Below are 24,751 nucleotides of genomic sequence, written 5' to 3' on the forward strand. Positions count from 1 at the left end.
GATCACTCCTTCAGCGGTTGGCCACGGGATAGACGCCCTGCGGGCGCCACAGCAGGATGGCCATCATCAGCGCGATGTTGGAGAACAGCGCCACCTTGGGCACCAGGAACCCCGTGTAGTTGGCCATCAGCCCCACCAGCAGCGCGCCGATCAGCGCCCCGCCCGTGCTGCCCAGCCCGCCGATGATGATCACGATGAAGATCAGCACATTCACCTGCGCGCCCATCTGCGGCACCACGCTCTGCTGGTACATGCCCCACATCACCCCGCCCAGCCCGGCCAGGGCCGAGCCCGCCACGAACACGCCCACGAACAGGCGGCGCACGCGGTAGCCCAGGGCCTCCACCATCTCGCGGTCCTGCACGCCCGCGCGGATCAGCAGGCCGATCTTGGTGCGCGACAGCGTCCAGGCCAGCAGCGCAAACACCGCCAGCCCCACCAGCACGGCCACCACGCGGTACTTTTCCACGGCGGCATCGCCCAGCAGCCAGGCGCCCTTCATGCCCTGGGGCAGCGGCAGCGGAATCTGCTGCGGGCCCCAGATGAGCTTGATCAGCTCCTCGCCGATGATCATGCCGCCCATGGTGATCAGGATCTGCTTGAGATGCTGGCCGTACACGGGCCGCACGATGAAGCGCTCGAACGCCAGCCCGATGGCACCCGCCACCAGCATGGCCACCACCATGGCCGGCAGCACGGCCAGCAGGTTGCGCCACAGCTGGTCCGACCCCGTCCAGTCGCCCATGGCGCCCAGCACGCTGGTGGCCACGAAGGCACCCAGCGCGATGAACACGCCGTGGCCGAAGTTCAGCACATCCATCAGCCCGAACACCAGCGTCAGCCCCGAGGCGATGATGAACACGATCATCCCCATGGCCAGCCCCGCCACCGTCAGCGTCAGCCAGGTCGAGCCCGAGCCCACCAGCGGCAGCGCCACCAGGGCCAGCACGGGCACCAGCAGCAGCGGCTTGAAATCCACATCCAGCCTGTTCAGCTTGTTCATAGCGAAAGCCCCAGCAGCGACTGCTGCAACGCCGCGTCTGCCGAGAACTCGGCCATGCCGCCCGCGTGCACCACGCGGCCGTTGTCCATCACCGCCACGCGGTCGCCCAGGCGGCGGGCAAAGCCCAGGTTCTGCTCCACCAGCACAATCGTCGTGCCGCCCGCCTTGAGCTGGGCGAAGGCCGCGATCATGTTCTCGATGATGGCCGGTGCCAGGCCCTTGCTGGGCTCGTCCACGATCAGCAGGTCGCGCGGCTCCACGATGGCGCGCGCCACCGCCACCATCTGCTTTTGCCCGCCCGACAGCTTGCCGGCCGGGTGGTTCCAGAACTTCTCAACGGCCGGGAACATGCCGAAGATCCACTGCAGCCGCTGCGCGTCCATGCGGTCGGCGCGCGAGGCGCCGCGCGCGGCCAGCAGCAGGTTTTCCTGCACCGTCAGGTCCGCGAAGATGCCCATGTTCTCGGGCACATAGGCAATGTTCAGCCGCGCAATCGCCGGCGTGGGCAGGGCCGTGATGTCGGCCCCGCCAAAGGCGATGCGCCCCTGGCTGGCCCGCCACAGGCCCATGATGGTGCGCAGCGTGGTCGTCTTGCCCGCGCCGTTGCGCCCCAGCAGCATGGTCAGCTGCCCGCGCGGCACGGCCAGGTCCACGCCATGCAGGATGTGATAGGCCCCGATATGCGTGTGCACGCCCGACAGTTCGAGCAGGTTGGGGTTTGGGTTGAGGTTGGCGGCAGCGCTCATGCGGCCTCCTTCACGGCGCCCTGCTCCGGCACCACACCCAGGTAGGCCTGCTGCACCACAGGCGAGGCAATGACCTCGGCCGGCGGCCCATCGGCCACCAGCGTGCCATTGGTCAGCACGATGATGCGGTCGGCCAGCTCGCGCACCACATCCATCTTGTGCTCCACCAGCAGGATGATCTTGCTGCGGTCCTGCTTGAGCTTGCGTATCAGGTCCAGGATCACCGGCGCCTCGTCATGGCTCATGCCCGCCGTGGGCTCGTCGAACATATAGACCTGGGGTTCCAGCGCCATCAGCAAGGCCACCTCCAGCTTGCGCTGGTCGCCATGCGGCAGCGCGGCCACGGCCTCGTCGCGCCGGGCGGACAGGGCCACCTGGTCAAGGATGTGCAGCGCCCGCTGCGTCAATGCCCGGTGGTCGCTCCAGATGCTCCACAGGTTCAGGCCGCGCCAGTGCGGCCCCTCGTCGCGCGCCTGCACGGCCAGGCGCACGTTCTCCAGCACGCTCAGGTGCGGGAACAGATTGGTGAGCTGGAACGCTCGCCCCAGCCCGGCCCGCGTGCGCGCCGAAGGGGCCAGCCCTGTCAGCTCGCGCCCGCCCAGCAGCACGCGCCCGGCCGTGGCCTTGAGCTGCCCCGAGATCAGGTTGAAATACGTGGTCTTGCCCGCCCCGTTGGGGCCCACGATGGCCGTCAGCGTGCCCGGCTCGAAAGCGCAGCTCACGCCGTTGACGGCCACATGGCCCCCGAAGCGGATGGTCAGATCCTCTGTGCGCAGCATTGCTCAGCGGCCGTTGCGGATGGGAACCTGCATCTCCTCGGGCTTGATCTCGCGCACCAGCTCGGGCACGCCCCAGGCCAGCGCCGGGTCCACGCGGATCTTGAAGTGGTACATGCTCTGCAGGGCCTGGTGGTCTTCCTTGCGGAAGGTCATCTGGCCCTTGGGCGTGTCGAAGCTCATGCCCTCCATGGCCTTGATCAGCGTGTTGGTCTTGGTGTCTCCACCTGTCTTCTTGAGCGCCGTCACGATGGCCATGGCCGCAGAGAAACCGCCCGCCGTGAAGAAATCCGGCGGCGTCTTGTACTGCTTGTAGTGCATGGACACCAGCGCCTCGTTCACCGGGTTCTTGGGAATGCCGTAGTAGTAGTACGTGGCGCCCTCCATGCCCGGCAGATTCTTGTAGGCCGCCATGGCGGGCAGGATGTTGCCGCCCGTGGCGATCTCGATGCCGTAGCGCTTGAGATCCATGTCCGCGATCTTGAACGGATTGCCCGCCCCGGCCCACACGATCCAGATGATCTTCCTGCCCGGCTGGTCCTTGAGCTTGTCGATCAGCCGCTGCGCCCCGGCCGTGAAATCCGTGGTGGCGGCGGGCAGGTACTCCTCATGCGCCAGCTTGCCCTTCTTGATGGCGTCCTTGAAGGCCTTCACCCCGTCGCGGCCGAAGGCGTTGTCCTGGGCCAGCGTGGCAATCGTCACGCCCGCCCTGTCGATGGCCACCGCATTGCTGATGGCGTCCTGGCTGGAGTTGCGGCCCGTGCGGAAGATGTACTTGTTCCACTTGTCGCCCGTGATCGAATCGGCCACGGCCGGCTCCACCAGCAAAATCTTCTTGTACTCCTCGGCCACCGGCAGCATGGCCAGCGCCACGCCGGACGACGTGGGCCCCACGGCCAGATCGGCCTTGTCATCGGAATACGCCGTGGCCAGCAGGCTCTTGCCCAGGTCGGGCTTGCCCTGGTCGTCCTTCTCGATCACCACCAGCTTTTTGCCATTCACCGCCATGCTGCCGCCCGTGGCGTACTCCAGCCCCATCAGCAGCCCGGCCTGGGTCTGCTTGCCATAGGCCTCCAGCGCGCCGGTCTTGCTGTAGACGTGGGCAATGCGGATCTCGCCCTGCTGGGCCAGTGCAGCAGGAGCTGCAGCGGCCATGGCGGCGAGTGCGATGGTGCAATGGAGGAAGCGGCGGCGGTGCATGGTTTGTCTCCTTTGGGTTTTGCGGCTTGATGGCCTGGCTGGGCCTGCCGTTTTGCAAGGGGACCATGCATGCTTTGTGCCAGGCACGCCCAGGCGGCACCCAGGCGGCACCAAGACAGGGACGGCCTTGTGCCCCCCGGGGCCAGGCCGCCCGTGCCAGGGCCGAAAGTGTCTGGCTATTGGACAGATTCAGTGTCTTTTTCCAAGACAGCTGCCTGAATCCGATACAGGGCAAACCATGAATTCCTGGGATGTTCCCCTGCGCCTGGCCCACCATCACGTCCTGGCCGGCCAGCAGCTTCATGAGTTCAGGAGGCCCATGGGCGTGGGGAGAAAACCGTTGTTTTCTTCAGGCAACAGCCGCTGATTCGGCCAGATGGGGCATGGTGCGCTGCCTCAGCTCGACCAGCGGCAATGCCCGCTGAACCGCCAGCGCGGCCCGCTGTAGCAGTGCCTCGTCGTGCAGGCGGTAGTCCAAGAAATCCTTGTCGGTCGCGTAGACACCCAGTGGCAGGGTGCGTGCCTGGAAGAAGCTGAACAGCGGCCGCAACTGGTGGTCGATCACCAGGGCATGGCGCTCGCTTCCACCGGTGGCCGCCAGCAGCACGAGTTTGTCGATCAAGGCGTCCTGGTGGACGAAGTCGAAGAAGTGCTTGAACAGTCCGGTATAGGCGCCGCGAAAGACCGGTGTGGCCACCACCAGCACATCCGCCTCCTCCACCGCCGCAAGCTCCCGCTCCACCGTCTCGGGCAACTGCGGGCGCCACACCGCGCCGGCAAGCTGCGGCGCGAGCTGGCCCAGTTCCACCAGGCGTTGTTCGCACGGAACTTCGTCGGCGATCAGATCAGACAGATGCTCTGCCAGGGCGGCAGACTTGGAGGGGCGCTGCAGTCCGCCGGATACGGCGACCAGACGAAGTGGACGTGTCATTGCTGCTCTCACGCAAGATGGCCGGGGTTCAACGCGGGAGCCGGTTGTGGCGACCATGCGGTCCGAGGTGAAGTGATGGCCATGACTGCTTCCCAAAATGCAAACGAACAATGGGAGCGGATGATATGGAGCCAAATCAATGAAGTAAAATGGTTTTATATCACAATTACATGATTAAAACTCATATAAAGCCTTAAACCTGCCCCGTCGGTGCTGTTCGGGGGAGCATCCGGGTCACAAGCGAGGCGGGCATCTGCATCGCGCACAAGCGGGCCGTTGCCGAACCGGCATTCCCGCTCAGCGGCCCGCTTCCTGGGCCTGCACCAGACACTCCCGCAACGCCTGCGCCACAGGCCCGAGCATGCGATCGCGCCGCTGCAGCAGGCCCAGCGTGCGCCACACATCGGGCGCGGTCAGCGGCACGCCGCAGACCTGGGCATGGTCCTGGCGCAGGGCCAGCTGGGGCACGGCGGCCAGGCCCAGGCCCGCTTCCACCAGGGCCAGGGCGCCCGTGACGTGGTTGCATTCGTGCCAGGCCACGGGCTGCTCTGGCAGGCCGGCCATGACCTGGTCCAGCAGCAGGCGGTTGCCGCTTTGGTGGGAGACGGACACCAGGCGCTTGCCCGCCAGCTCGGCCCATTCCACCTGGCTGCGCCCGGCCCAGGCATGGCTGCGCGGCATGGCCAGCACATAGCGCTCGCGCGTGAGCGCCTCAAAGCGCAGCGACGGCTCCTGGCTGCCCGTGAAGCTCAGGCCGAAATCCGCCTCCCCGCGCAGCACGGCCTCCACCACCTGGTGCGCGCTCTCGTCGATGACGTGCACCTGCACATCGGGCTGCTCCACGGCAAAGGATTTCAGCACCGGGGGCAGCAGATTGGTGGCCACCGAAGGCACGCAGGCAACCGTCACGCGGCCACGGCGCAGCTTGACCTGGTCATCCACGCGCTGCACGGCCTCGTCCAGGCCGGCCAGGGCCCGGCGCGCCTCCTGCAGGAATTCATGGCCTACCTCGGTCAGCTTCACTTGCCGCGTGGTGCGCTCCAGCAGCCGCACGCCCAGCACCGACTCCAGGCGCTCCACGCGCCGGCTCAAGGCAGGCGGCGACAGGAAAAGCGCTTCTGCGGCCAGGCGAAAACTGGCCTTCTCGGCCGTGGTCACGAAGGCGATCAGCTCCCCCATGTCGAATTTGATGCGCTGCATGCAACAGTCCCTCCAAAAGTTGCAATTCACAGAATAACAGCCCCTGCATAGGATGGCGCCCTTGATAACGCTGCCCCCTGCGGGCAGGCAAGACCAACAAACGGAGACGACATGCACCAACGCAGACTGATCGCGGGCGGCGCCCTGGCCGCCCTTCTTTCCCTGGCCGTGGGCACCGCCCAGGCCCAGGACTTCCCCCCCAAGAAACCCGTGGTCATGGTGGTCGGCTTTGCTGCAGGCGGCTCGGCCGACATCGCCGCGCGCATCATCGCCAAGAAGCTGGGCGAGAACATCGGCCAGAGCGTGGTCGTGGAAAACAAGCCCGGCGCGGGCGGCAACCTGGCCCACACGCAGGTGGCCAATGGCCCGTCCGACGGCTCGGTGCTGCTCTTCGGCTCCATCGGCCCGCTGGCCATTGCGCCGCACTTCATGAAGATCGGCTACGACCCGCTCAAGGACCTGGCCCCCATCACCATGGGCGTGAACTTTCCCAACGTGCTCGTCGTGCCGGCCGCCACGGGCATCAAGACCCTGGGCGAATACGTGGCCAAGGCCAAGCGCGAACCCGGCAAGCTGGACTTCGCCTCCACCGGCCCCGGCTCCGCATCGCACCTGGCCGGTGAACTGCTCAACGATGTCGCCAAGATCGACACCCTGCACGTGCCCTACAAAGGCGGTGCGCCCGCCCTGCAGGACGTGCTGGGCAACCGCGTGACCTCCTTCTACGCAGCCCCGCCCACGGCCCTGCCCCACATCGAATCGGGCAAGCTCATCCCGCTGGCCACCACGGGCCTCACGCGCCCGGCCTACCTGCCCAACGTGCCCACCGTGGCCGAAAGCTTCCCCGGCTTCAACGCCACCAACTGGTACGCCTTCGTGGCATCCGCCAAGACGCCCAAGCCCTTGCTGGACCGCTGGAACACCGAACTGGTCAAGGTGCTGAACACCCCCGAAGTGCGCGACAACCTGCTCAAGCACGGCCAGACCGCCGCCCCGGGCACCCGCGAGGAACTGGGCCAGTTCATTGGCGCCGAGCACGCCAAGTGGGGCCGCATCATCCGCGAGCGAAAAATCACCGCCGATTGATTCCCTCGGCAGCCGTTAGCCGTTCCCCAACCATAAAAAACCAGGAGACAAACCATGACCGCCATCCGTTCCACCCCCCTGCAGTCCTCCGTGCCATCCACCCTGCGCCGCCGCACCCTGGGCGCGCTGCTGGGCGGCGCCCTCAGCCTGGGCCTGGCCCTGGGCGCTGCCGCGCCCTCTACCGCCGCCGCAGATGAAATCCGCGTGGTCACCTCGGGCGGCTTCTCTGCCGCCTACGACCAGCTGATACCCCTGTACGAGCAGGCCACGGGCCACAAGGTCGTCACCTCGCGCGGCGCCTCCATGGGCAATGCGCAGGACTCCATTCCCAGCCGGCTGGCGCGGGGCGAGCAGTTCGACGTGGTCATCCTCGCCGACTCGGCCCTGGACAACCTGGCAGCGCAAGGCAAGGTGGAAGCGGGCAGCCGCGTGGACCTGGCGCGCTCCATGATCGGCATGAGCGTGCGCAAGGGCACGCCCAAGCCCGACATCAGCACCGTGGACGCACTCAGGCAGACCCTGCTGGATGCCAAGACCATTGCCTACTCGGCCAGCGCCAGCGGCACCTATCTGGCCAACGAACTGTTCCCGCGCCTGGGCGTGGCCGAGCAGATGAAGGGCAAGGCCACCCGCATCCTCAGCGAGCGCGTGGGCGCCGTGGTGCTGCGTGGCGATGCGGACATCGGCTTCCAGCAGGTCAGCGAACTGCTGCCGTTCAAGGAGCTGGAATTCGTCGGCCCCCTGCCCGATGAAGTGCAGCAGCGTGTGTTCTTCTCCGCAGGCGTGGCCACCGGCGCCAAGAGCCCTGGCACGGCGCGACATTTGATCCGCTTCCTGGCAGCCCCCGCCGCCGCGCCCATCGTGCGCAGCACCGGCATGGAGCCGGCGGCCAAGCCCTGACGGCAGGCCCCTGAGCCCTCAAGGCCCTCAAGGCACTCCAGCCCCTCGACACAGAGGGGGCCTTCACCCCTCCCCGGTTCGACCTCCATTCAGCGGCGCTGCAACGGCACTGCTGCGGCATGCCGCTGCCCAGCCCTATCACCCTCGCCACACCCATGAACACCAAAACCCTGGTGCTGATCACCCTCGCCGCCGCACCGCTGTCGGCCCTTGCGCAATCCAGCATCACGCTCTACGGCATTGCCGATACCGGCGTGCGCTACACCAGCGGCCTCACCGCTGCCAACGCGGCCAGCAACACCTCGGGCGCCGCGCTGTCCAGCGGCGTCAACACCACCAGCCGCTTCGGGTTTCGGGGCCGCGAAGACCTGGGCGACGGCATGTACGCCCTGTTCAACCTGGAAACCGGCCTGAACCTGGACACCGGCACCACCGCCAACTCCAGCAAATTCTTCGACCGCGCAGCCATCGTGGGCCTGGGCGGCGGCTGGGGCCAGGTCACGGCGGGCCGCCAGACCAACCTGCTGGCAGATGCCATCAGCCCCGTGGACCCCGTGGGCATGCGCTTCGCCGCCTTCAACCCCAACATCGCCACCGCTGCGCTCAGCAGCCACGGCCTGGGCGTGGAATACGGCAGCGCGGGCGCCACCACCGGCTCGTACCGGCTGGACAACTCGGTCAAGTACACCGGCCGCTTCGGCGGCCTCACCGCCCGCGCCATGTACAGCTTTGGCGAGACGGCGCAAGGCGGCTCCGCCCGCTCATCGGCCGGCGCGGGCCTGGCCTATGGCACGAAGACATGGACCGTCTCCGGCGCCTACCAGCGCTTCAAGACCGCAGACCAGTGGGAGCTGAAAGCCGCCACCCTGGGCGCCTCCTACAAATGGGACAAGCTGCGCCTTGCGCTGAACACCGCGCGCAGCGACGGCCAGACCAACGCCACCACCAGCCGCACCGTGCAGCGCGTGCACTCGCTGGGCGCCACCTGGTCCGCCCGCAGCACGCTGGACCTGACCGCCGCCCTGTACCGCGTGGAACGCGAACGCAGCGGCCGCGCCGCAGACGGCTACACCCGCGCCCTGCTGTTTGCGGAATACAAGCTGTCACGCCGCAGCAAGCTGTATGCGGAACTGGACCGCACGCACTGGAGTGGAGGGTTTCAGGGCGGGCAGAACAAGGATGTGGCTACGGGGGTGACTGCGGGGTTGATGCATAGCTTCTGAGGGGAGCTGCGAGCACTCGCCCCATTGCCAACTCAGCCGCTCAGCTTTTTGAACGGCGTGTCGGAAGTGATCCAGCCCTTGCCTTGGGGGCAGATCACTTCCTTGTAACGCAGCTCCTTTTCAAAGCTCCACTGCTGGCCGAGTGCGCAAACGTCCCCTGCGTTGAGGACAAATGCCACCGTCTGCGGGTGGCCCTTTTTCAGCAGAACATCGACGCTTTGCGTCGCTTCCCACCGGCCATTTGGCGGCTGGCTGCAACCCAGAGTTGCCAGCAACGCCGTGATCGCTGCCCTTCGCAGTAGGTTTTTCATCAACTGCCCTTCTTGTAGTTGTGGCGCGAAGACTTTCGAGCGATGGCTTCAGGCTGATTGCGGTCGATCGACAGGTGGGCGTCGTACGCCTGCTCGCACCCCAACGGGACGTTCGCGGCCAGCGACCGGTCGCGGAAGTCGACGCGTCTCCAAAGTGGTTTCATAGCACGTTTGTCACACGGTCAAACAACCGCTCGAAGCGCGCTAGATCGTCTGGCTGCAAGGCTTCGGAGGTAAGCGCCGGCAGAGCAGCCTGCGCGACGCGATAGTGGTTGAAGCCACCGTCTTTCAACAACGCAATACCTTTTGTTTGAAGCCACTGATTGATGCGTTCCACCACGCGCGGATGAGCGCCAAGCTCGGCGGCTGTCAGCACAGTCCCCTTGAGTTCCTTTGCATAGGCCGTGTTGAAGGCGGTGACGTACAGGTCCGTCGGCAGCAGATCCTCAATATCAGCTTCACTCGGCTGGGGTTCGACGAACATCGAAAAGTCAAGCACGCGCTTACGCTCAATCAGCTTCTGCCGAATCAAGTCTTCCAATTTCTGGTGTGGCGTGGCGGCGCGGTCGTGCAGCACTACCAGCTTCAGCTTGTTCGAGCCGAGCAGCGCCACGAAGGTTGCCAGCTTGTCGAGACCACCGACTGGCACGAGGATCGCGTCACCAAGCCCTTGCTTACCGCTGGCTTCCAGCAGCGCATCCATGTGCTGTAAGAGGATCAAGTCAGCCGGGCCTTCGATCAGGATGTTCTTCTTGGCGATGAACAGGTTCTGAGCGATGGAGTAGCCAAGTGCAGCTTGCAACGGGAACACGCTTTCATCCGATGAGCCGGCTAGGTCACCAGAGACTTTGGTGCCCTCTTTGACTCTGTCCTCCACAACACGAACATCGTCCAGGCGGGTGCTGTCCACCATGAACGGCGAGTGTGTGGTGTAGATGATCTGGTGCTGTTCTGAAAGCTCGCGAATGTAAGCTAGGAAGTCCGCCTGCGCCAGCGCGTGCAGGTTAAGCCCCGGTTCGTCCAGAAGCAGCACCAGCGCGTCCTTAGTCGCTGCACGTGATTGAACCGCGTCGAACCAGACGAGAAAGCTGAAGAACCAGATGAAACCCTTGCTACGCTGGTCGAATGGCACCGTCACGCCATGCCGACGGTTCTTGATGCGAATGTAAAGGTTGACGCCATTGTTGTAGGGCGAGGCGTCCTTGACGTCGCTCTTCAGATCAAATTCGACGTCCAAGTCCTGGTTCTGCTTCCAGAACTCGAAGATCTTCTGCGTGATGTTCAGCCCGATTGCCTCAAGCTTGGCCTTCGCGGTCTCGTAGCCCTCATCGCTCATCAACTCCTGCAGCGTCGTCCCAGCGAGTTGGAGAAGACCCTGTGCAGTTTCGTCGGCGTCAGTTAGCTGCTCGGCGCTTTGGCGCTGCTGCAAAGAGGGCAAATTGATTTTTCCTTCGAGCAACTTGTAGTCATCGAAGTAGAGGAACTTCGGTTGAGCGGGTGACAGATAGGTCTTCCAGATGTGACCACCCACCAAGTCCCATCCGTTCGCCTTTATCGCGCGCGCGCGCCACTGCCCCGCAAAAGTGGCCAGCTTGCTGTCAGCCGGCAGGTCAAGCGCTTCGATCTTGTTCAGTACGTCAGTCAACGTCTCGGCGCCGGCGAAGACTTCGTCCTTGTGCTCTAGGTCACCTAGCGGCTTCTGCAAGGCTGCGAGCGCCGCATTCTGATCAATGGAAAATCCGATGGTGCGTGTATTGCCGAACGTTGTGTCACGCGTGAACGTGGTGCCAGCACTAACGATCTCTGCACCGCCAAAGACTTCCTTGTTGATCGTGTCGGCGAGCGACTTCTCGATTCGGAATGTCAACTGTGCGACCTTTTGGTAGTTCTTTGCCTCGTGTTGCGGACGATAGCGCACTAGGTCCTTACGCGGATAGTCGGCGACATAGTCATACGCAGTGTCGTCGAGTGGCAGCGCCTTATGCAGAGCTTCGAGGAATGCGGTCTTGCCGGATTCATTCTTGCCGACAAGAACCGTCACTGCATCAGCGATTTCAACCGGTGTGGAATCCTCGATCGACTTGTATTTCCACACCTGCGCTTTGACCAAAGTGAGCATTGATGTTTCCCTTTCCCTGCCGTCGAACGGCTTCTTCAACCATTGGCGAGTGGATCGGCCGCGACCAACCGACATACGATCCTAAGTCACTACTCTCGAGAGTAGCCTAGAGATCGCGGATGAGATAGCCCCCTGATTCCCCGGCCCCGTCCTATCGCTTATCTTTGAAGATAGGAACAAGACTGTGCATATGACTAGGCATACGGAGTCAATAGAGGTAGTCGTGAAGGACCAGCGCCGCAGGCACTGGTCTCTCGCAGAGAAGGCGGCGCTGGTGCGTCGAACCTACGAATTAGCCATGAACGTATCGCTCGTCGCTCGCCAGGAAGGCGTCTCGGCTGGACTGCTGCTCCAATGGCGCAAGCTCGAACGCCACAGTGCTTTGACTGCCGTCTCCGTTGGCGAGGCAGTCGTGCCGGAATACGGGCTGGCGGCTGCCCGCGCGGAAATCGCCAAGCTGCAGCGCGTGCTTGGCAAGAAAACCTTGGAGAACGAAATCCTCAAGGCAGCCGTGAAGTACGCCGCAGAAAAAAGCATGAGGGCCGTTTTGCGGTCTCACGCAGCGACCTTCGATGGTCTGGAAACATAGTGCGATTCGGGCCAGACCGTGACGGCAACATTCGCCAAGGACTGCTGCGACCGTGAGGTGATGGCTTGGCGCGCGTGGGAGGGCAAAGGGCTGCCAGGTGAGCCGGTGCACGAGATGCTCATCGAGGTCGTCGAGCGCCGCTTCGGCTCGGTCGAAGCGGTCCCGCAGGGCCAGGAGTTGGAGTTCCTTAGTGACAACGGCGGTACCTACATCGCCGCCGAAACGAGGGCACTGGCACGCGCGCTGGGCCTGAAGCCCATCAACACGCCCGTCTGCAGCCCACAGAGCAACGGCATGGCCGAGAGCTTCGTCAACACCGTCAAGCGCGACTATGTGGCGCGCCTGGACCGAAGTGACGCGCAGACGGTACTGGCGCAACTGCCAGCGGCCTTCGAGCACTTCAACGAGGTGCATCCGCATTCTTCGCTGAAAATGCGGTCGCCTCGGGAGTTCAGGCGACAACAGGCGGCAGACCAGGTGCCCTATTGCAAATAGGGCGAGGTCGGGAATACAGGGCCAACATCATGAAGGCACTTGCCTTGCTCGATTTTCTAAAGGCTAGATATCAACTGTTAGGCTCTCAAGCGATACGACGCGTGACATGAGGATCTTTAGATCAGCATTTGGAAAATGATCGAGCTCAGTTTGCAAGAAATTTATTATACTTGGAATATCGGAATCGGATCTAACAAAAATATACCTTATGTCTTGCGGGCTTGCTTTAATAATGCAATTTTCCTTCGTTAAAGAATTTGCTTTTTCATTAACATCTCTATCGTCGAAGCTAGATCTAGTGAAGTAAGCCTCGATGCTCTTATGCTTAGGAACGTATCTCCATTCTGACTCTTGATAAAAGTCTTTATTAACAGGCTTACCATCAACGACCATTGTACCGCTTGTTGGTTTTGAATGTGCAAGCAGATATCGCAAAGTTGTCTTCGCTAATTCGGTTTTCTCCTTCTCTCTAAACTCGTTTGATTGATCGTTGAGCTCTCGAAAAGAATCCACAATATGATTATTGCCAGCAGTATATAGAACTGGATTCAACCCATTTGCATGAGCCCACTGCCTTGTTACGCCAACTCCAAATCCCCCATAGAAATCAATATGCTCGGATATTCTTGATAAAGGAATGTCGCAGAAGCAGACCATTGGGTAGGCGATATAGTCAAACTCTTCATACCCAAGCCATTTAATATCTTCTAAACAATATCGTGGCCAGAAACCATTCTTCAAAATGAGTTTCAATTTTTCACTGCTTTTTGTAAAATGGAAAAGAGTGTTGGATTTTGGCTTCATAATACCTCTAACTAAACTAACATGACAGAAAATCACTCATCATTCTTGCAAGAAGAGTGAGCCCAGTCCAACCTTATTCTTGAACTGCCATGCGAGTTGCTGCCCCAGGCCTTGGGCATCAGGGTAGATGTGCCAGTGATCAATGCCGTACTTGAACAAGCGGCGGCGGAAGTCATCCACATTTGATCTCGGGATAAGGAAGCTTCTAATTCCTTTGGGATGAAATATCTTGGTCGGGTCAGGGTGGATAGTGAAAATTCCCCGTTGCGCGCGTATACGGTCAAATGCCAGCGGCGCTGTGAAACGACCGGATTGTTTAATTTCGAAGGGGCTAGTATTCCGATGGTCGACCTCATGGATGTAGCGGGAGTACTTGACCGCGTACAGCACTCGGTCTGAATCGGCGTCAGACTCTAGCGCGAAGTAGAGGGCGACCAATGGGCTCACTGACCAGTCCAGGAGGTGGATTCAACCGGTCAACGCAACACACTCATCAAACATTTCAGCAGGTGTTCTGAACCCCAGCGTCTTCCTGGGACGCTGGTTCAACTGCCTTGCAATCGCATCCAAGCTCTCCTGTGAGTAGCCCGACAGATCCAGGCCTTTGGGAAGGTACTGCCTGAGTAACCCGTTCGTGTTCTCGTTGGTGCCCCGTTGCCATGGATGGTGCGGGTCGCAGAAGTAGACCTGGATGTCGGTCGCCAACGTGAAGCGCTTGTGCCCCGCCATTTCCGAGCCGCGATCCCAGGTCAAGGAGCGGTAGAGCTCATGCGGCAGGCTCCTGGCATGTCTGGCTAGGGCCGCAGCCACGGTGTACGAGTCTTTGTCCACCAGCTTGACCAGCATCACATAGCGCGTGTGTCGCTCCACCAAGGTCGCGATCTGGCTATGAGCATCGCCGAACAGCAAGTCTCCTTCCCAATGCCCTGGCACGGCCCGATCTTCTATACAGGCCGGACGTTCGCTGATGGGGACGGCACCGACGATTCGGCCATGGATACTGGTCTTTTGCGTGTAGTGCCGTGAACGACGCATGCCTCTGGTGCGCCGCAAATGCTCCAGAAGCTCCTTCTTCAAAGCGCCCCGCGTCTGGACAAAGAGCGTGCGATAGATGGCTTCGTGGGACACCTGCATGCTCCTTTGCTCTGGGTAGGTCCGTTTGAGCCAACCGGCGATCTGCTCAGGCGACCATCGATGCTGCAGTTTGCCAGCCACGATCTGCGCCAGGGCTGGATTGCTCGCCAGCTTGCAAGGCTTGGGGCGGTGCGCACGCTCCCAGGCTGCTTCATCGGCGCGCGCAGCCCTGTAGCAACTCTTGCCACCGTTGCGGTGAAGCTCACGGCTGACAGTGGATGCAGCTCGCCCCAAGCGCGCGGCAACGCAGTGGATGGATTCGCCCGCAGCCAATGCCCGCGAGATCTCCTCGCGCTCAGCGAGAGTCAGTGCCAATCGTGATCGATGGCGCGCTGGCGGGCGGATTCCGCCGGTTGCGGCCAGGATGTTCTGAATGGAGGTATGTGGCCGATCGAACAGCTTGCCGATCTGGTGCAGGGTATCGCCCTTGCTCCAGCGATCCCACATCATCGCCTTCTGTGCTTCGGTGTAGTAGATCCGAGGTCGTTGCTTCATGGCCAGCACTCCTTGCGCCAGGTGCAGTCATTGTGTTGCATCGACCGGTTGAATTCACAAGCAACAACAGACTCAGAGCTTGGCCCCGACCCATATGGCTCGCCCTTGCACCAGACCCTCTGCCTTCCCAGCAATGACGATATCCGGGTGCTCGCTTTTATCAGCGTTGTCAGCCACGGCATGCCAAACATCGCCCACCCGCTGAAAGCGCCGCACAAGCATCTGCCCTTCCCACGCGAATGCATAGACGCTGCCACGGCGCGGCGTTCGATCCGCACGATTGAGCAAGAGCACAGCCCCGTCCCGAATCGTGGGCTCCATGCTGGTTCCGGTGACATGGACGATGCCCGCGTTCACCGGGCTGACGCCGATAGCACGTAGAAAATCGCGTCGGAACTGGAGAGCCCCGAGTTCCTCGACAAGATTGGTTTTTCGAGAGCGTTCGGGCGCGGCTTCAACATCCAGGCGGACGAGTTGGATGAAGTCCTCACCTTCCGCGACACGGCCTCGCAACAAGGTATCGACGTCCACACTGAAGTAGTCAGCAAACTTTTGCAGTGACTCCATTCGCACGCCGGTTTCCCCGGCAACGATGCGCTGCAAAGTGCCCTGCCCGATGTCGAATCCAGCATTCTTCATGTCACTACGCAGACGCCCGATCGCCTTGCCCTTGATCATCAGGGCAACGTTTTCGGCCAATGTTGCGTTCACGAAGCTGCGCATGGGCAGCATTCTTTGATCTTGCTATACCGATTTCGGTACGGTAGAGTTAGTGCAAATTCACTTGAATTCGCCAGTTTTGAAGAGCCAGCCTATGGCTCAACTTAAAACTTCTCATACCGCTTTCGGTGAAGCTGTCCAAACTCTGGATCAACTTGGCCGCACAAGCTTCAACTAGACGCAGACGCCTACATCCATGCACATCACCCACCACTTCACCCCTGGCCTGCGCTTCGCTGCGCGCTGGAAGTACGCCGCCCGCGCGCCATCGGGCCGGGCCTGTTGGTCGCGGCTGCCGCTGGGGCAGCCTGATGCGGGCAGGGCTGATCCGCATGGCGCCTGGTGGTGTGTGCGGCGCTGCGCTGCCGTGCTGCGGCGGGAGATGTGGCAGTCGGTGGATCTGCCTTCAGACATGCCCTTGCGGCCGGGGCCGGAAGATGTGGCGCTGGCTCTGCACGCGCTGATGCCGCGTTGGCAGGTGCAGCTCAGCGCAGGGGCCGGGCACATGTCCATGCAGTCCTGCACCCAGGCAGTGATGGCCGGGGGCGGAGCTGTGCTGCAACTGCAGTCAGAGGCGCTGCACCAGCGGCCGCAGAGCACGTTCTGGGCCTGGGTGATTGGCGTGGAGATGCATCAGAAGATGCGGCCCGCGCCGGTGAAGCCATGGCCCGCAAGCCGCGCGCCCCGCCCTGCCGCGCTGCTGACCATTCCCTTTGGCTGGAGCATGCCCTGGGCCTGCGGCTATGCGGCGCGGGTGCAGATGAACAGCGACGGGCGCTGCGATGTGGATGGCATTGACGGGCAGTGGCGCGAGTGCCGCTGCCTTGCCGCAATCACGTGGTCACCCGCGCAACGCGGCAATGCAGGGCCATTGACGGGGCCCGCACTGTGTTGAAGTCCACCACGACAAGGCTCCACATGGCTGAGACCGCGCACGTCACCCACCGCTTCACCCCTGGGCTGCGCTTTGACGGGCTGTGGACGTACGCGGCGCGCATGCCGTCTGGCCGTCGCTATTGGGCGCGACTGCCGGCAACCCGCGCAGGCGGCGTGGCTGCAGCAGATCCACAGCGCGCGTGGTGGTGCGTGCGCCAGTGCGTTGCGGTGCTCAATCGCATGCCCTGGCATTCCGTGCATCTGCCCCCGGGCCTGCCTGTGCAGCCGGAATGTGGCGATGTGGCATTGGCCCTGGGCGCAATGCTTGCGGACTGGAACGTCAAGGTGCTCGACGAGAGCACGGCACAGGCGCCGCTGCTGCGCAGCACCGATGCGCTGCTTGCCAATGGCTGCTCTTTGCTGCAGTTGCAGGCCGAAGATTTGAGTGTTGGCGCGCCACCCGTTTTCTGGGCCTGGGTGGTCGGCGTGGAAATGCATGAGAAGTTCAAGCGCGCCAAGCGCACTTCGGCCTTTGACGTGCCCGGGCGTCCTCGCGCCCTGCTGATCTGGCCCTTCGGCTCGAAATCTCCCCTGACAAGGAACCACGCCTTGAGGATGACGGTGGATGGCGAAGGGCTGTGCGGTGTGGATGGCATCGATGCGCGCCGGGGCCGGTACCGGTGCATCGGGGCCATTACCGTGGCGCAGTCGGACAACCACAGCGCCGGCAACGGCGGCCTTTCCGGATCCGAATAATGCAAAAGCCCGACGACGCACCAGAGCCATGTGAGCGGGAGGTTCCGCAGGAAGACATCCGTCTCGATCACCGCCTCATCTGCGGCCTGCGCTTTGATGAGCACTGGCAATACAGGAGACGCACGGAATCGGGCCACACCAGTTGGACACAGCTGCCGATGGCATCCGACCCCGTTGCCCCGGCCGACCCCTATGGCGTCTGGTGGTGCGTTCGCCGGTGCACCGTGGTGCTGGAGCAGCGAAGCTGGCTGTTCCTGCAGCTTCCCACTCACCTGCCCGCTGTTGCCGTCGTGCAGGAGATGGCGCAGATCCTCGATGTGCTGATGCCCGATTGCAACGTGCAGGCACATGCGCAATGCGCCGAGACACACTTGCTCTGCGCCCATGCGGTGGAGCAGGCAGGAAGTGCATTGCTGATGCTGGAGTCGCCGGAATGTGACGGCCCCAAGCCCGGCATTTTCTGGGCCTGGGTGGTGGGGTACGAGCCGCAACTGCCTTTGCCGTGCACCGAAGATTGCGTTGCACCCGACACGTGGCAGCCACTGGACATACAAGCCATGGCACCGCCCCAGGCCCTGCTGGTCCTGCCCTTCGACTGGACCATCCCCTGGTCCAGCGGATACCCCACCCGGATCCAGGTGCAAGCCGACGGGTCCTGCCATCTGCAAAATGCCGAGGGGCCATGGCACCCATGCCGTTGGCTTGGAACTGTCACGCTTGGAGCCAGGACCGCACCGGCCTGACGGTGGCACGCCTGCCGTCGCAATGCATAGCCCCACCAAGTCTGCCGTTCGCACCTTCATGTCTGGCCTGCGCTTCGATACGCAATGGCGGTATGCGGTCTGCACACCCTCGCGCAGGACGCGCTGGGCCACGCTGCCCGCAGTTCCCGATGCCCAGTGCCTGCCCGATCCGCTGGGCGCCTGGTGGTGTGCACGGCGGTGCGCTGCCGTGCTGCGACAACGGGCATGGCTGCAGGTGCAATTGCCGCTGCAGTTGACGCCACAGCCCGGCCCGCAGGAGCTGGCGCAGGTTCTGGCGTTGTTGCTGCCCGGCTGGAGAGCGCAGCTTGAGAATTTCCCCGCCCTCGCTCCGCTGCGCTGTGCCCAAGCCATGCAGCGGGGCGGCAGCGCCATGCTGCTGCTGGAAATGCCAGGTCATCGATTTCGCGACCCGGCAGTCTTCTGGATGTGGGTGATTGGGATGGAGCGATCACCGCAGCGCCTGCGCCCAGCCAAAAATCCCAAGGGACTGCAACCCAGCCCACCAGCGCAGCCGCTGCCCGAAGCCTTGCTGGCCATGCCTGCCCGCCGTTCAAAGCCCGGGGCTTCGCGCCACGTCACCCGTATCCAGATGGACGCCACAGGGCGCTGCATATCGGATGACGCCGCCTGGCCATTGGATGGATGCAGGTGGCTGGCCTGCATCACGCTGGAGCAGTTGGGCGGGAGTTGAGCTGTGGCCGCGGCAGCCAGGCGCCCTGCGCAGCACGCCTCAGGTCGGCGTATCCACGTCATCCCAGTCATTGCCCTCGAAGCGCACCAGCCAGTTCAGGGCGTGGTGGCGCTCCATGAGCACGTCGGCGTTCAGCCCCGCGGGCGCGGGCTGCTGCTGCACCTGCACCTGGGCCTGGCGCACGATCCAGTGCAGGCGGTAGTGCTGGTCCAGGGCGTCGAGGATTTCGCTGTCGGGCCGCATGCGCGCGGCATGCAGGGCGCCTTGCAAGTCGCTGGCCTGCAGCAGGACGCGCGAGGTGAGCGGCACGTCGCAGATGGCATCGGGGAACGGCAGCGTATCGACCAGGCCCAGCGCCCATTCCAGCAAGTACGCGGCTTCGTAGCGCCAGCCGAACTTGGCGATGGCCTCTTCGGAGGGCTGGGCAGCGGCCATGAAGTCGCGCTCGTTGGGGGTGAGCGCGGCCTGGGCGGCTGGCAGGCGCTGGAACAGCTGCTCGGGTGTGAGCGGTTCGCCACTGTTCATTGCTTCGTTCAGCGATTTGGCGCGCACGGCCACGGCCAGCAGGGCGAAGGCGCGTGCGGCGATCTCGTCGGGCGCGCGCATGCGCAGTTCGGGCTCGGAGATCAGCGGCGGCAGGCTGGCCGCTGGCATGAAGCCGCGCTGAGCCAGCGTCTGCTCGCTGCGCTGCTTGCGCTGCCAGGCCTGCTGCGGATAGGGCAGCGCGGCCTGTTCATCGGGCTCGGCGCCGTTGGCGGCCAGCAGGATGCGGCCCTGCGGGTCGCGGATGCTGCCATCCGCCAGAAATGCGATGGCGTTGGCGCGCTGCGCCCAGCCGGCAAAGGCATCGAGCTGCTCCGGCGCAACGCCCAGGCTCAGGTGCTGCTGCACGCGCTGGATATGGCGCATGGCGTGGTAGCGGTTGCGCGTCATCTGCCCATCGCCGCGCCCCAGCACATAGCCGACAAAGCCGGAAAGATGCGGTGCCAGTTCGGGGTCCGACAGATCGCGGCGCCCGGCCAGCGTGTGCGGAAAGTCAATCGCAGGAAGGTCCCAGACGGTGCAGTAGGCGTTGATGAGTACTTCGTCCTTTGCAGCATCCGCCTGGGGTTCCTGCTGCTGGCGCTGGTGTTGCTGGTGTTCCCGTGGGCGAGCGGGCTCGGGTGCAGGCTTGCTGAATGCGGTCTTGAGGCGGGTAAGGAGGTTTTTCATGTTCACGGACTGGGTTCCGGGATGGGCTCCGGGATGGGGAACAGCAGGAATCGCCCTGCCTCTTGGCCACGGTACAGCCTGCAGATGGCGGGTGACTCAGCCCCCCAGCTCCAGCACCGCCATGCGGTCATACAGCGTGGCCCGCGAGATGCCCAGCTGGCGCGCCGTGGCCAGCTTGTTGCCGCTGTTGGCGGCCAGGGTGGCGGTGATGGCCTTGCGCTCCAGCTCGGCCACCTGCTGGGCCAGGGGGCGCAGCAGGTCGGTGTCGGCGGGGCTGTTGTGGGCAGAGGACGGGGCGGGTGCAGTCTCTGGGCCGGGCGCGGGGGCGGCGGGTTCCACGCCGGATGAGCGCAGCACTTCGCGCAGTTGCTCTGCGTTGATGGCGGTGTCTTCGCTGCGCATGGCGGCCTGCTCCAGCACGTTGCGCAGCTCGCGGATGTTGCCGCGCCAGGTCTGGCCGGCCAGCAGGGCCAGGGCGTCGGGCAGCAGTTCGGGCGGGGGCATGTCGTTGCGCAGGGCCAGTTCTTCGGAGAGGACTTCGACCAGGGCCGGGATGTCGCGCCTGCGTTCGCGCAGCGGCGGCACGCGGATGGGCAGCACGTGCAGGCGGTAGAAGAGGTCTTCCCTGAAGCGGCCATCGCGCACCATCTGCGGCAGGTCGCGCGAGGTGGCTGCCACCACGCGCACGTCAAAGCGCACGAGCTGGTTGGAGCCCAGCGGTTCGATCTCGCCTTCCTGCAGCGCGCGCAGCAGCTTGGCCTGCAGGTTCAGGGGCATGTCGCCGATTTCGTCGAGGAACAGCGTGCCGCCGTCGGCCAGCCGGAATTTGCCGTCGCGCGGCTTGCGGTCGGCGCCGGTGAAGGCGCCGGGGGCAACGCCGAAGAATTCGGCCTCCAGCAAGGCGTCCGGCACGGCGGCGATGTTGACGGTGACGAAGGGGCCGCCGCTGCGGGCCGATGCGGCGTGGATGGCATGGGCCAGCAGTTCCTTGCCGGTGCCGGTCTCGCCCAGCAGCAGCACGGGGCTGAGCGACTGGGCCGCGCGGCGCGCCTGGCGCTTGACCTCCACGGCGGCCGGGCTGCTGCCGACAAAGCTGGCAAAGCTGTACTTGGCGCGGCGCTCGCCCTGCACGGCCACGCGCAGGCTGCGGTTGCGCTGGGCGGCCAGCTCGCGCCGGGCCTCGTCCAGGTCGCGCTGCAGAACGGCGAACTTGCTGATCAGGGGCTGCAGCGTGGTCTCCGGCTGGTCGAAGAGCACGATGCCGATGGCGCCGATGACCGCGCCCGCATCGTCCTTGAGCGGGATGCGGCTGACCACGAAGGTGCCGGCGCGGTTGGTGAGCAGGTCGATGAGCACGGGCTCGCCGGTTTCCAGCACGCGGCGCATGCGGGTGTTGGGAATGACGTCCTCGACCATGTGGCCCAGGAACTCATCCACCGAGGCCACGCCCAGGTCGGGCAGGAAGCGCTGGTAGCCCTCGTTGACCCAGACGATGCGCCCCGCCCTGTCGGCCAGGAACATGCCCTGGCTCATGGTGGAGAACAGCTGGAACATGGAGCGCGCTGCCAGCGCGAGGATGCCGTCGGCATCGAGCGGCAGGGGCTGGACCAGGGTGGGTGTGGGCGGCATGGATGGCATCCTAGCCGAGTCGCCCCTGCCAGGCTGCGGCACTCAGCCCTGCTCGATGGCGACCTGGGTGCAGATGGCGCAGCACATCTGCGCAGCCTGCTCGTTGGCGATGAAGTAGTAGATGCTGACGCCTTCGCGGCGCCGGCCCAGCACGCCGGCCTGGTACAGCGTGTTCAGGTGCTGGGACATGTTGGGCTGCGTGGTGGCGATGCTGGCGAGCAGCTCGGTCACGTTCTTCTCGCCATTGCACAACACGCTGATGATCTTCAGGCGCACGGGCGCCGCCATGGCACGGAACAACTCCGCAGCGCTCTCGAAAACGCTGTCGTCGCTCAGGTCCATGCTGTCATTGCGGCTGTCCATAGGCGTCTGTCATCCTGGTATACGGCGGGAGGGCAAGGGGGCTGGCATGCTTTGCCGCCCGACCGGGCTAGTTTATAGCCCGCAGGGCGGCAGCGCAGGCTCGGTGCGGCTTGATGGACGGCAAGCCGCCCTGTCATCGCTCAGAAATCAACCGTGGCCGACAGCATGAAGGTGCGCGGTGCGCCCAGCCCGAGGCTGGTCCACAGCGGCGTGGCCCAGTAGGCCTTGTTGGCCACGTTGGTGATGCTGCCGCGCAGCGTGAGCGGATGGCCGGCCGCCGTGGTCACGTAGCGCGCGCCGATGTCGAACACGGTGCGGCCCGGCACGGACAGCGAGTTGTCGGCATTGATGTACTGCCTGGAAGCCTTGGTGGCGTTGGCCGTCAGCGTCAGGCCCTGCACGGCGGGCAGGTCCCACTCCACGCCCAGCTTGCCCTGCAGCCTGGGCACGCCCGCCGCCAGCTTGCCCTGGTTCACGCCGCCTGCCGTGCGGGTGAGCTTGGGCTGTACGTAGGCAATGCCGCCCATCAGGCGCACGCCCGTGGCCACGTTGCCGAAGAAGCCCCATTCCACGCCCCGGTTGCGCTGCTCGCCGCCGAAGGAGAAGACGTTGGAGACGGGATCGGTGTAGCCGTTGGGCCGCTGGATCTCGTAGAGGCTGAAGGTGTGGGCGAAGTCGCCCAGGTCCAGCTTCAGGCCCAGCTCCTTTTGCCTGGATTTGTAGGGAGCAAACACTTCGCCCGCGTTGGCCGCCGTCATGGGTGCGGTGGCGCCCTGGCTCAGGCCTTCGATGTAGTTGGCGTAGACCGAGACACGCTCGCTGGCCTTCACCAGCAGCGCGGCGGCGGGCGTGGTGGCGCCTTCGTCATAGCGCGCGGTGCGCGCGCCCGTGGCCACGTTGAAGGTGTCGCTGAGCACCTGCTGGCGGCGCAGGCCCAGGGTGAGCTGCACGCGGTCCTGCGCAAAAGACAGGGTGTCGGCCACGCCGATGCTGGTCAGCCGCAGTTCGGTGCGCGAGATCGGGGGCGCGTTGAAGCTGGTGGCCGGGCCCCAGATGGGGTGGTAGATGTTGGTGATCCAGTCCTGGGCCAGCACGTTGCGGCGGCCGAACTGCTTGTCGGTATGCGTGTAGTAGGTGGCGTTGAGCGCCCACTGGTGGCCCACGCCAGCCGTGTTGAACTTGCCCTTGAGGCCGGCCTCGGCCGACTTCTTGTCCATCTCGAAGCCCAGGTCGGCCAGGTTGGTGCGGTAGTCGCCGGCCGTGTTGAAGACCTGGATCAGGTAGGCCCCCGTGGAACGGTACCGGGTCTTGCTGGTGCCCACGGCGGCATAGGCCGTGACGCGGTCGCCCAGGTCGAGTTCGCCGCGCACCATGGCGCCCTTGTCCTTGGTGTCGTAGAAGGCCCAGCTGGGGTTGAGCAGGGTGTCGGCCTTGGGCGGCCTGGGCACGGGCAGGCCTGCGGCCAGGTTGATGCCGCGGTTCAGGCCGTCGGTGCGGTCCTCGCTGCTGTACAGGTCGGCCGACAGGCGGGCACGGTCGCCGCGCCAGTCCAGGCCCAGCGAGGCCAGCCGGGTCTCTTTTTCCTGGTGGTTCACGGCGCCGTCGCCGTCGCGCAGCACACCGTTGAAGCGGATGCCGAACTGCTTGCGCTCGCCGAACCGCCGGCCCAGGTCGATGTGGGCGCCCAGCTGCGCATCCGACATGAAGGAGGTGGTCAGCCGCGTCAGCGGCTCGTCGCCCGCGCGCTTGGGCACGAGGTTGACCGTGCCGCCCACCGAGCCGCCGGGCGGCATGCCGTTGAGCAGGGCCGAGGGGCCCTTGAGCACGTCCACGCGCTCGAACATTTCTGGCGATGCGCGGTAGAACGGCGCCACGCCGAACAGCCCGCCAAACGTGACATCGCCGATGCTGGAGCTGAAGCCGCGAATGGAGTAGTTCTCGCTGATGATGCCGGTCATGCCCGTGCTGAACACGGTGGGGTCGGCGGCCGAGATCACGTCGGTGATGTCGCGGGCCTGGCGGTCGGCGATGAATTTCTCGGTGTAGCTGATGGTGTTGAAGGGCGTCTCCATAAAGTCCTTGTCGCCCAGCAGGCCCATGCGGCCGCCCGTGGAGACCTGGCCGCCGGCATAGGCTTCCGGCGCCTGCTGAGCCTGTGCGCGCACGGTGACGGCAGGCATGAGCACGCCGCCGTCCACGGGCGCTGCGGCGTTGCGGTCGCGGCCCAGGGTGTAGCTGCCGTTGGCTTCGCGCAGGGCGCGCAGGCCCTGGCCGCGCAGCAGCTCGGCAAAGCCTTCGGCCACGCTGTAGCTGCCCGACAGGCCTGCGCTGCTGCGGCCTTGCAGCAGGCTGGAATCCACCGTCAGCTCCACGCCGGCCGATGCGGCAAAGGCGTTGAGCGCCTGGCCCAGCGGGCCGGCCGGGATGCTGAAGGCGCGGCGGGCCTCGCCGGGTGCCGCCCCGGAGGCGGCTCCAGATGCGGCCCCCTGGGCAGCCGCCTGCGCCAGCGCGGACGGCATGGCCACGGCCAGGCCCCCCAGTGCCAGGCCCGCCATGCAGAGCATGTGCACGGCGATGGCCGTGTGCCTGCAGGCAAAGGCCGGGTGCGGCAGGGCGCGCGATGCGCCGTTGTGCGCGGGGCGGGATGGATGGCGTAGTGCCATGCGGGACTCCTTTCGATTCGGGTAGGCGTTGGGTGTTTCACCTTGTCTTCCGAACGAGAAAGCCA

The 24,751-nt window shown here is 64.4% G+C and carries 23 protein-coding genes and 1 pseudogene; 8 read left to right on the forward strand and 16 right to left on the reverse strand.

Annotated features, from left to right (window positions below; translation table 11 throughout):
- Positions 1 to 10: 10 nt before the first annotated feature.
- From ACRSCF_RS20700 to ACRSCF_RS20725, 6 genes are all read right to left on the reverse strand, one after another.
- A complete protein-coding gene (locus ACRSCF_RS20700; protein WP_034367485.1) occupies positions 11 to 1,003 on the reverse strand; it encodes a branched-chain amino acid ABC transporter permease in 993 nt (330 codons plus the stop codon).
- Positions 1,000 to 1,749, reverse strand: coding sequence for a branched-chain amino acid ABC transporter ATP-binding protein (locus tag ACRSCF_RS20705; protein WP_016454051.1), 750 nt, complete (start codon positions 1,747 to 1,749; stop codon positions 1,000 to 1,002). Before ACRSCF_RS20705 ends, ACRSCF_RS20700 begins: the two co-directional genes overlap by 4 nt.
- Complete coding sequence (locus ACRSCF_RS20710; RefSeq protein WP_034367483.1) at positions 1,746 to 2,528, reverse strand: ABC transporter ATP-binding protein; 783 nt, start codon at positions 2,526 to 2,528, stop codon at positions 1,746 to 1,748. The genes ACRSCF_RS20705 and ACRSCF_RS20710 overlap by 4 nt, the downstream gene beginning before the upstream one ends.
- Positions 2,529 to 2,531: 3 nt before the next feature.
- Positions 2,532 to 3,725: a substrate-binding domain-containing protein gene (locus tag ACRSCF_RS20715; protein WP_034367480.1), complete on the reverse strand. Its 1,194-nt coding sequence runs from the start codon at positions 3,723 to 3,725 to the stop codon at positions 2,532 to 2,534.
- Between the two features lie 349 nt (positions 3,726 to 4,074).
- Positions 4,075 to 4,656 carry an FMN reductase gene (gene msuE, locus ACRSCF_RS20720; RefSeq protein ID WP_034367479.1) on the reverse strand — a complete coding sequence of 194 codons (582 nt, stop codon included), beginning with the start codon at positions 4,654 to 4,656 and terminating at the stop codon, positions 4,075 to 4,077.
- Between the two features lie 297 nt (positions 4,657 to 4,953).
- Positions 4,954 to 5,856: a LysR family transcriptional regulator gene (locus ACRSCF_RS20725; protein WP_016449615.1), complete on the reverse strand. Its 903-nt coding sequence runs from the start codon at positions 5,854 to 5,856 to the stop codon at positions 4,954 to 4,956.
- A gap of 111 nt (positions 5,857 to 5,967) precedes the next feature.
- Between ACRSCF_RS20725 and ACRSCF_RS20730 the strand changes: the two genes are divergently transcribed.
- From ACRSCF_RS20730 to ACRSCF_RS20740, 3 genes are all read left to right on the forward strand, one after another.
- On the forward strand, positions 5,968 to 6,942 hold the full coding sequence (locus ACRSCF_RS20730) for a Bug family tripartite tricarboxylate transporter substrate binding protein (protein ID WP_034367477.1): 975 nt from the start codon (positions 5,968 to 5,970) through the stop codon (positions 6,940 to 6,942).
- Positions 6,943 to 6,996: 54 nt separating this feature from the next.
- A complete protein-coding gene (locus tag ACRSCF_RS20735) occupies positions 6,997 to 7,842 on the forward strand; it encodes a substrate-binding domain-containing protein (RefSeq protein WP_034367475.1) in 846 nt (281 codons plus the stop codon).
- Positions 7,843 to 7,961: 119 nt separating this feature from the next.
- Positions 7,962 to 9,065, forward strand: a complete 1,104-nt coding sequence (locus ACRSCF_RS20740) for a porin (protein WP_034367472.1) — start codon at positions 7,962 to 7,964, stop codon at positions 9,063 to 9,065.
- 32 nt (positions 9,066 to 9,097) lie between these two features.
- Here ACRSCF_RS20740 and ACRSCF_RS20745 read toward each other — a convergent pair whose 3' ends face one another.
- Together ACRSCF_RS20745 and ACRSCF_RS20750 are read right to left on the reverse strand one after the other, a co-directional pair.
- Positions 9,098 to 9,376, reverse strand: coding sequence for a hypothetical protein (locus ACRSCF_RS20745; RefSeq protein ID WP_034367470.1), 279 nt, complete (start codon positions 9,374 to 9,376; stop codon positions 9,098 to 9,100).
- Between the two features lie 160 nt (positions 9,377 to 9,536).
- Entirely contained in the window at positions 9,537 to 11,495 is a 1,959-nt protein-coding gene (locus tag ACRSCF_RS20750) for an AAA family ATPase (RefSeq protein WP_244386504.1), read from the reverse strand.
- A 190-nt stretch (positions 11,496 to 11,685) separates the two neighbouring features.
- Between ACRSCF_RS20750 and ACRSCF_RS20755 the strand changes: the two are divergent.
- A pseudogene (locus tag ACRSCF_RS20755) lies at positions 11,686 to 12,579 on the forward strand (integrase core domain-containing protein).
- Between the two features lie 63 nt (positions 12,580 to 12,642).
- Here the strand turns inward: ACRSCF_RS20755 and ACRSCF_RS20760 are convergent.
- The 4 genes from ACRSCF_RS20760 to ACRSCF_RS20775 form a co-directional block, all read right to left on the reverse strand.
- Positions 12,643 to 13,383, reverse strand: a complete 741-nt coding sequence (locus ACRSCF_RS20760; protein WP_082254237.1) for an abortive infection system antitoxin AbiGi family protein — start codon at positions 13,381 to 13,383, stop codon at positions 12,643 to 12,645.
- Positions 13,384 to 13,422: 39 nt separating this feature from the next.
- Entirely contained in the window at positions 13,423 to 13,830 is a 408-nt protein-coding gene (locus ACRSCF_RS20765; RefSeq protein WP_244386507.1) for a hypothetical protein, read from the reverse strand.
- A 21-nt stretch (positions 13,831 to 13,851) separates the two neighbouring features.
- A complete protein-coding gene (locus ACRSCF_RS20770; RefSeq protein WP_016448150.1) occupies positions 13,852 to 15,012 on the reverse strand; it encodes an IS30 family transposase in 1,161 nt (386 codons plus the stop codon).
- 72 nt (positions 15,013 to 15,084) lie between these two features.
- Entirely contained in the window at positions 15,085 to 15,735 is a 651-nt protein-coding gene (locus ACRSCF_RS20775; RefSeq protein WP_244386509.1) for a S24 family peptidase, read from the reverse strand.
- Between the two features lie 193 nt (positions 15,736 to 15,928).
- On the opposite strand from ACRSCF_RS20775, the gene ACRSCF_RS20780 reads away from it, so the two are divergent.
- From ACRSCF_RS20780 to ACRSCF_RS20795, 4 genes are all read left to right on the forward strand, one after another.
- On the forward strand, positions 15,929 to 16,627 hold the full coding sequence (locus tag ACRSCF_RS20780; RefSeq protein ID WP_016454043.1) for a hypothetical protein: 699 nt from the start codon (positions 15,929 to 15,931) through the stop codon (positions 16,625 to 16,627).
- Positions 16,628 to 16,650: 23 nt separating this feature from the next.
- Positions 16,651 to 17,364 carry a hypothetical protein gene (locus ACRSCF_RS20785; RefSeq protein ID WP_016454042.1) on the forward strand — a complete coding sequence of 238 codons (714 nt, stop codon included), beginning with the start codon at positions 16,651 to 16,653 and terminating at the stop codon, positions 17,362 to 17,364.
- The gene (locus tag ACRSCF_RS20790; protein WP_034368105.1) at positions 17,364 to 18,107 is read left to right on the forward strand and encodes a hypothetical protein; all 744 of its coding nucleotides are present in this window, start codon (positions 17,364 to 17,366) and stop codon (positions 18,105 to 18,107) included. Before ACRSCF_RS20785 ends, ACRSCF_RS20790 begins: the two co-directional genes overlap by 1 nt.
- Positions 18,108 to 18,342: 235 nt before the next feature.
- Complete coding sequence (locus ACRSCF_RS20795) at positions 18,343 to 18,819, forward strand: hypothetical protein (protein ID WP_324622675.1); 477 nt, start codon at positions 18,343 to 18,345, stop codon at positions 18,817 to 18,819.
- Positions 18,820 to 18,858: 39 nt separating this feature from the next.
- On the opposite strand, the gene ACRSCF_RS20800 is transcribed toward ACRSCF_RS20795, so the two are convergent.
- The 4 genes from ACRSCF_RS20800 to ACRSCF_RS20815 all read right to left on the reverse strand — a co-directional run bounded on the left by ACRSCF_RS20800 (position 18,859) and on the right by ACRSCF_RS20815 (position 24,686).
- A complete protein-coding gene (locus ACRSCF_RS20800; protein ID WP_244386513.1) occupies positions 18,859 to 20,031 on the reverse strand; it encodes a DUF4272 domain-containing protein in 1,173 nt (390 codons plus the stop codon).
- A 96-nt stretch (positions 20,032 to 20,127) separates the two neighbouring features.
- Positions 20,128 to 21,660, reverse strand: coding sequence for a sigma-54 interaction domain-containing protein (locus ACRSCF_RS20805; RefSeq protein ID WP_034368108.1), 1,533 nt, complete (start codon positions 21,658 to 21,660; stop codon positions 20,128 to 20,130).
- 42 nt (positions 21,661 to 21,702) lie between these two features.
- A complete protein-coding gene (locus ACRSCF_RS20810; protein ID WP_016449629.1) occupies positions 21,703 to 22,023 on the reverse strand; it encodes an ArsR/SmtB family transcription factor in 321 nt (106 codons plus the stop codon).
- Positions 22,024 to 22,163: 140 nt separating this feature from the next.
- Positions 22,164 to 24,686: a TonB-dependent receptor gene (locus ACRSCF_RS20815; protein ID WP_244386515.1), complete on the reverse strand. Its 2,523-nt coding sequence runs from the start codon at positions 24,684 to 24,686 to the stop codon at positions 22,164 to 22,166.
- Between the last annotated feature and the right edge of the window lie 65 nt (positions 24,687 to 24,751).

The sequence above is a fragment of the Delftia sp. 11MD genome, assembly GCF_050907895.1.
In the GTDB taxonomy this organism is placed as follows: Bacteria; Pseudomonadota; Gammaproteobacteria; order Burkholderiales; family Burkholderiaceae_C; genus Comamonas; species Comamonas tsuruhatensis.

Bases quoted from the DNA above. Each gene is read 5' to 3' on its own strand.
- ACRSCF_RS20700 (WP_034367485.1), bottom strand. From the start codon at position 1,003: ATGAACAAGCTGAACAGGCTGGATGTGGATTTCAAGCCGCTGCTGCTG.
- ACRSCF_RS20705 (WP_016454051.1), bottom strand. From the start codon at position 1,749: ATGAGCGCTGCCGCCAACCTCAACCCAAACCCCAACCTGCTCGAACTG.
- ACRSCF_RS20710 (WP_034367483.1), bottom strand. From the start codon at position 2,528: ATGCTGCGCACAGAGGATCTGACCATCCGCTTCGGGGGCCATGTGGCC.
- ACRSCF_RS20715 (WP_034367480.1), bottom strand. From the start codon at position 3,725: ATGCACCGCCGCCGCTTCCTCCATTGCACCATCGCACTCGCCGCCATG.
- msuE (WP_034367479.1), bottom strand. From the start codon at position 4,656: ATGACACGTCCACTTCGTCTGGTCGCCGTATCCGGCGGACTGCAGCGC.
- ACRSCF_RS20725 (WP_016449615.1), bottom strand. From the start codon at position 5,856: ATGCAGCGCATCAAATTCGACATGGGGGAGCTGATCGCCTTCGTGACC.
- ACRSCF_RS20730 (WP_034367477.1), top strand. From the start codon at position 5,968: ATGCACCAACGCAGACTGATCGCGGGCGGCGCCCTGGCCGCCCTTCTT.
- ACRSCF_RS20735 (WP_034367475.1), top strand. From the start codon at position 6,997: ATGACCGCCATCCGTTCCACCCCCCTGCAGTCCTCCGTGCCATCCACC.
- ACRSCF_RS20740 (WP_034367472.1), top strand. From the start codon at position 7,962: ATGCCGCTGCCCAGCCCTATCACCCTCGCCACACCCATGAACACCAAA.
- ACRSCF_RS20745 (WP_034367470.1), bottom strand. From the start codon at position 9,376: ATGAAAAACCTACTGCGAAGGGCAGCGATCACGGCGTTGCTGGCAACT.
- ACRSCF_RS20750 (WP_244386504.1), bottom strand. From the start codon at position 11,495: ATGCTCACTTTGGTCAAAGCGCAGGTGTGGAAATACAAGTCGATCGAG.
- ACRSCF_RS20760 (WP_082254237.1), bottom strand. From the start codon at position 13,383: ATGAAGCCAAAATCCAACACTCTTTTCCATTTTACAAAAAGCAGTGAA.
- ACRSCF_RS20770 (WP_016448150.1), bottom strand. From the start codon at position 15,012: ATGAAGCAACGACCTCGGATCTACTACACCGAAGCACAGAAGGCGATG.
- ACRSCF_RS20775 (WP_244386509.1), bottom strand. From the start codon at position 15,735: ATGCGCAGCTTCGTGAACGCAACATTGGCCGAAAACGTTGCCCTGATG.
- ACRSCF_RS20780 (WP_016454043.1), top strand. From the start codon at position 15,929: ATGCACATCACCCACCACTTCACCCCTGGCCTGCGCTTCGCTGCGCGC.
- ACRSCF_RS20785 (WP_016454042.1), top strand. From the start codon at position 16,651: ATGGCTGAGACCGCGCACGTCACCCACCGCTTCACCCCTGGGCTGCGC.
- ACRSCF_RS20790 (WP_034368105.1), top strand. From the start codon at position 17,364: ATGCAAAAGCCCGACGACGCACCAGAGCCATGTGAGCGGGAGGTTCCG.
- ACRSCF_RS20800 (WP_244386513.1), bottom strand. From the start codon at position 20,031: ATGAAAAACCTCCTTACCCGCCTCAAGACCGCATTCAGCAAGCCTGCA.
- ACRSCF_RS20805 (WP_034368108.1), bottom strand. From the start codon at position 21,660: ATGCCGCCCACACCCACCCTGGTCCAGCCCCTGCCGCTCGATGCCGAC.
- ACRSCF_RS20810 (WP_016449629.1), bottom strand. From the start codon at position 22,023: ATGGACAGCCGCAATGACAGCATGGACCTGAGCGACGACAGCGTTTTC.
- ACRSCF_RS20815 (WP_244386515.1), bottom strand. From the start codon at position 24,686: ATGGCACTACGCCATCCATCCCGCCCCGCGCACAACGGCGCATCGCGC.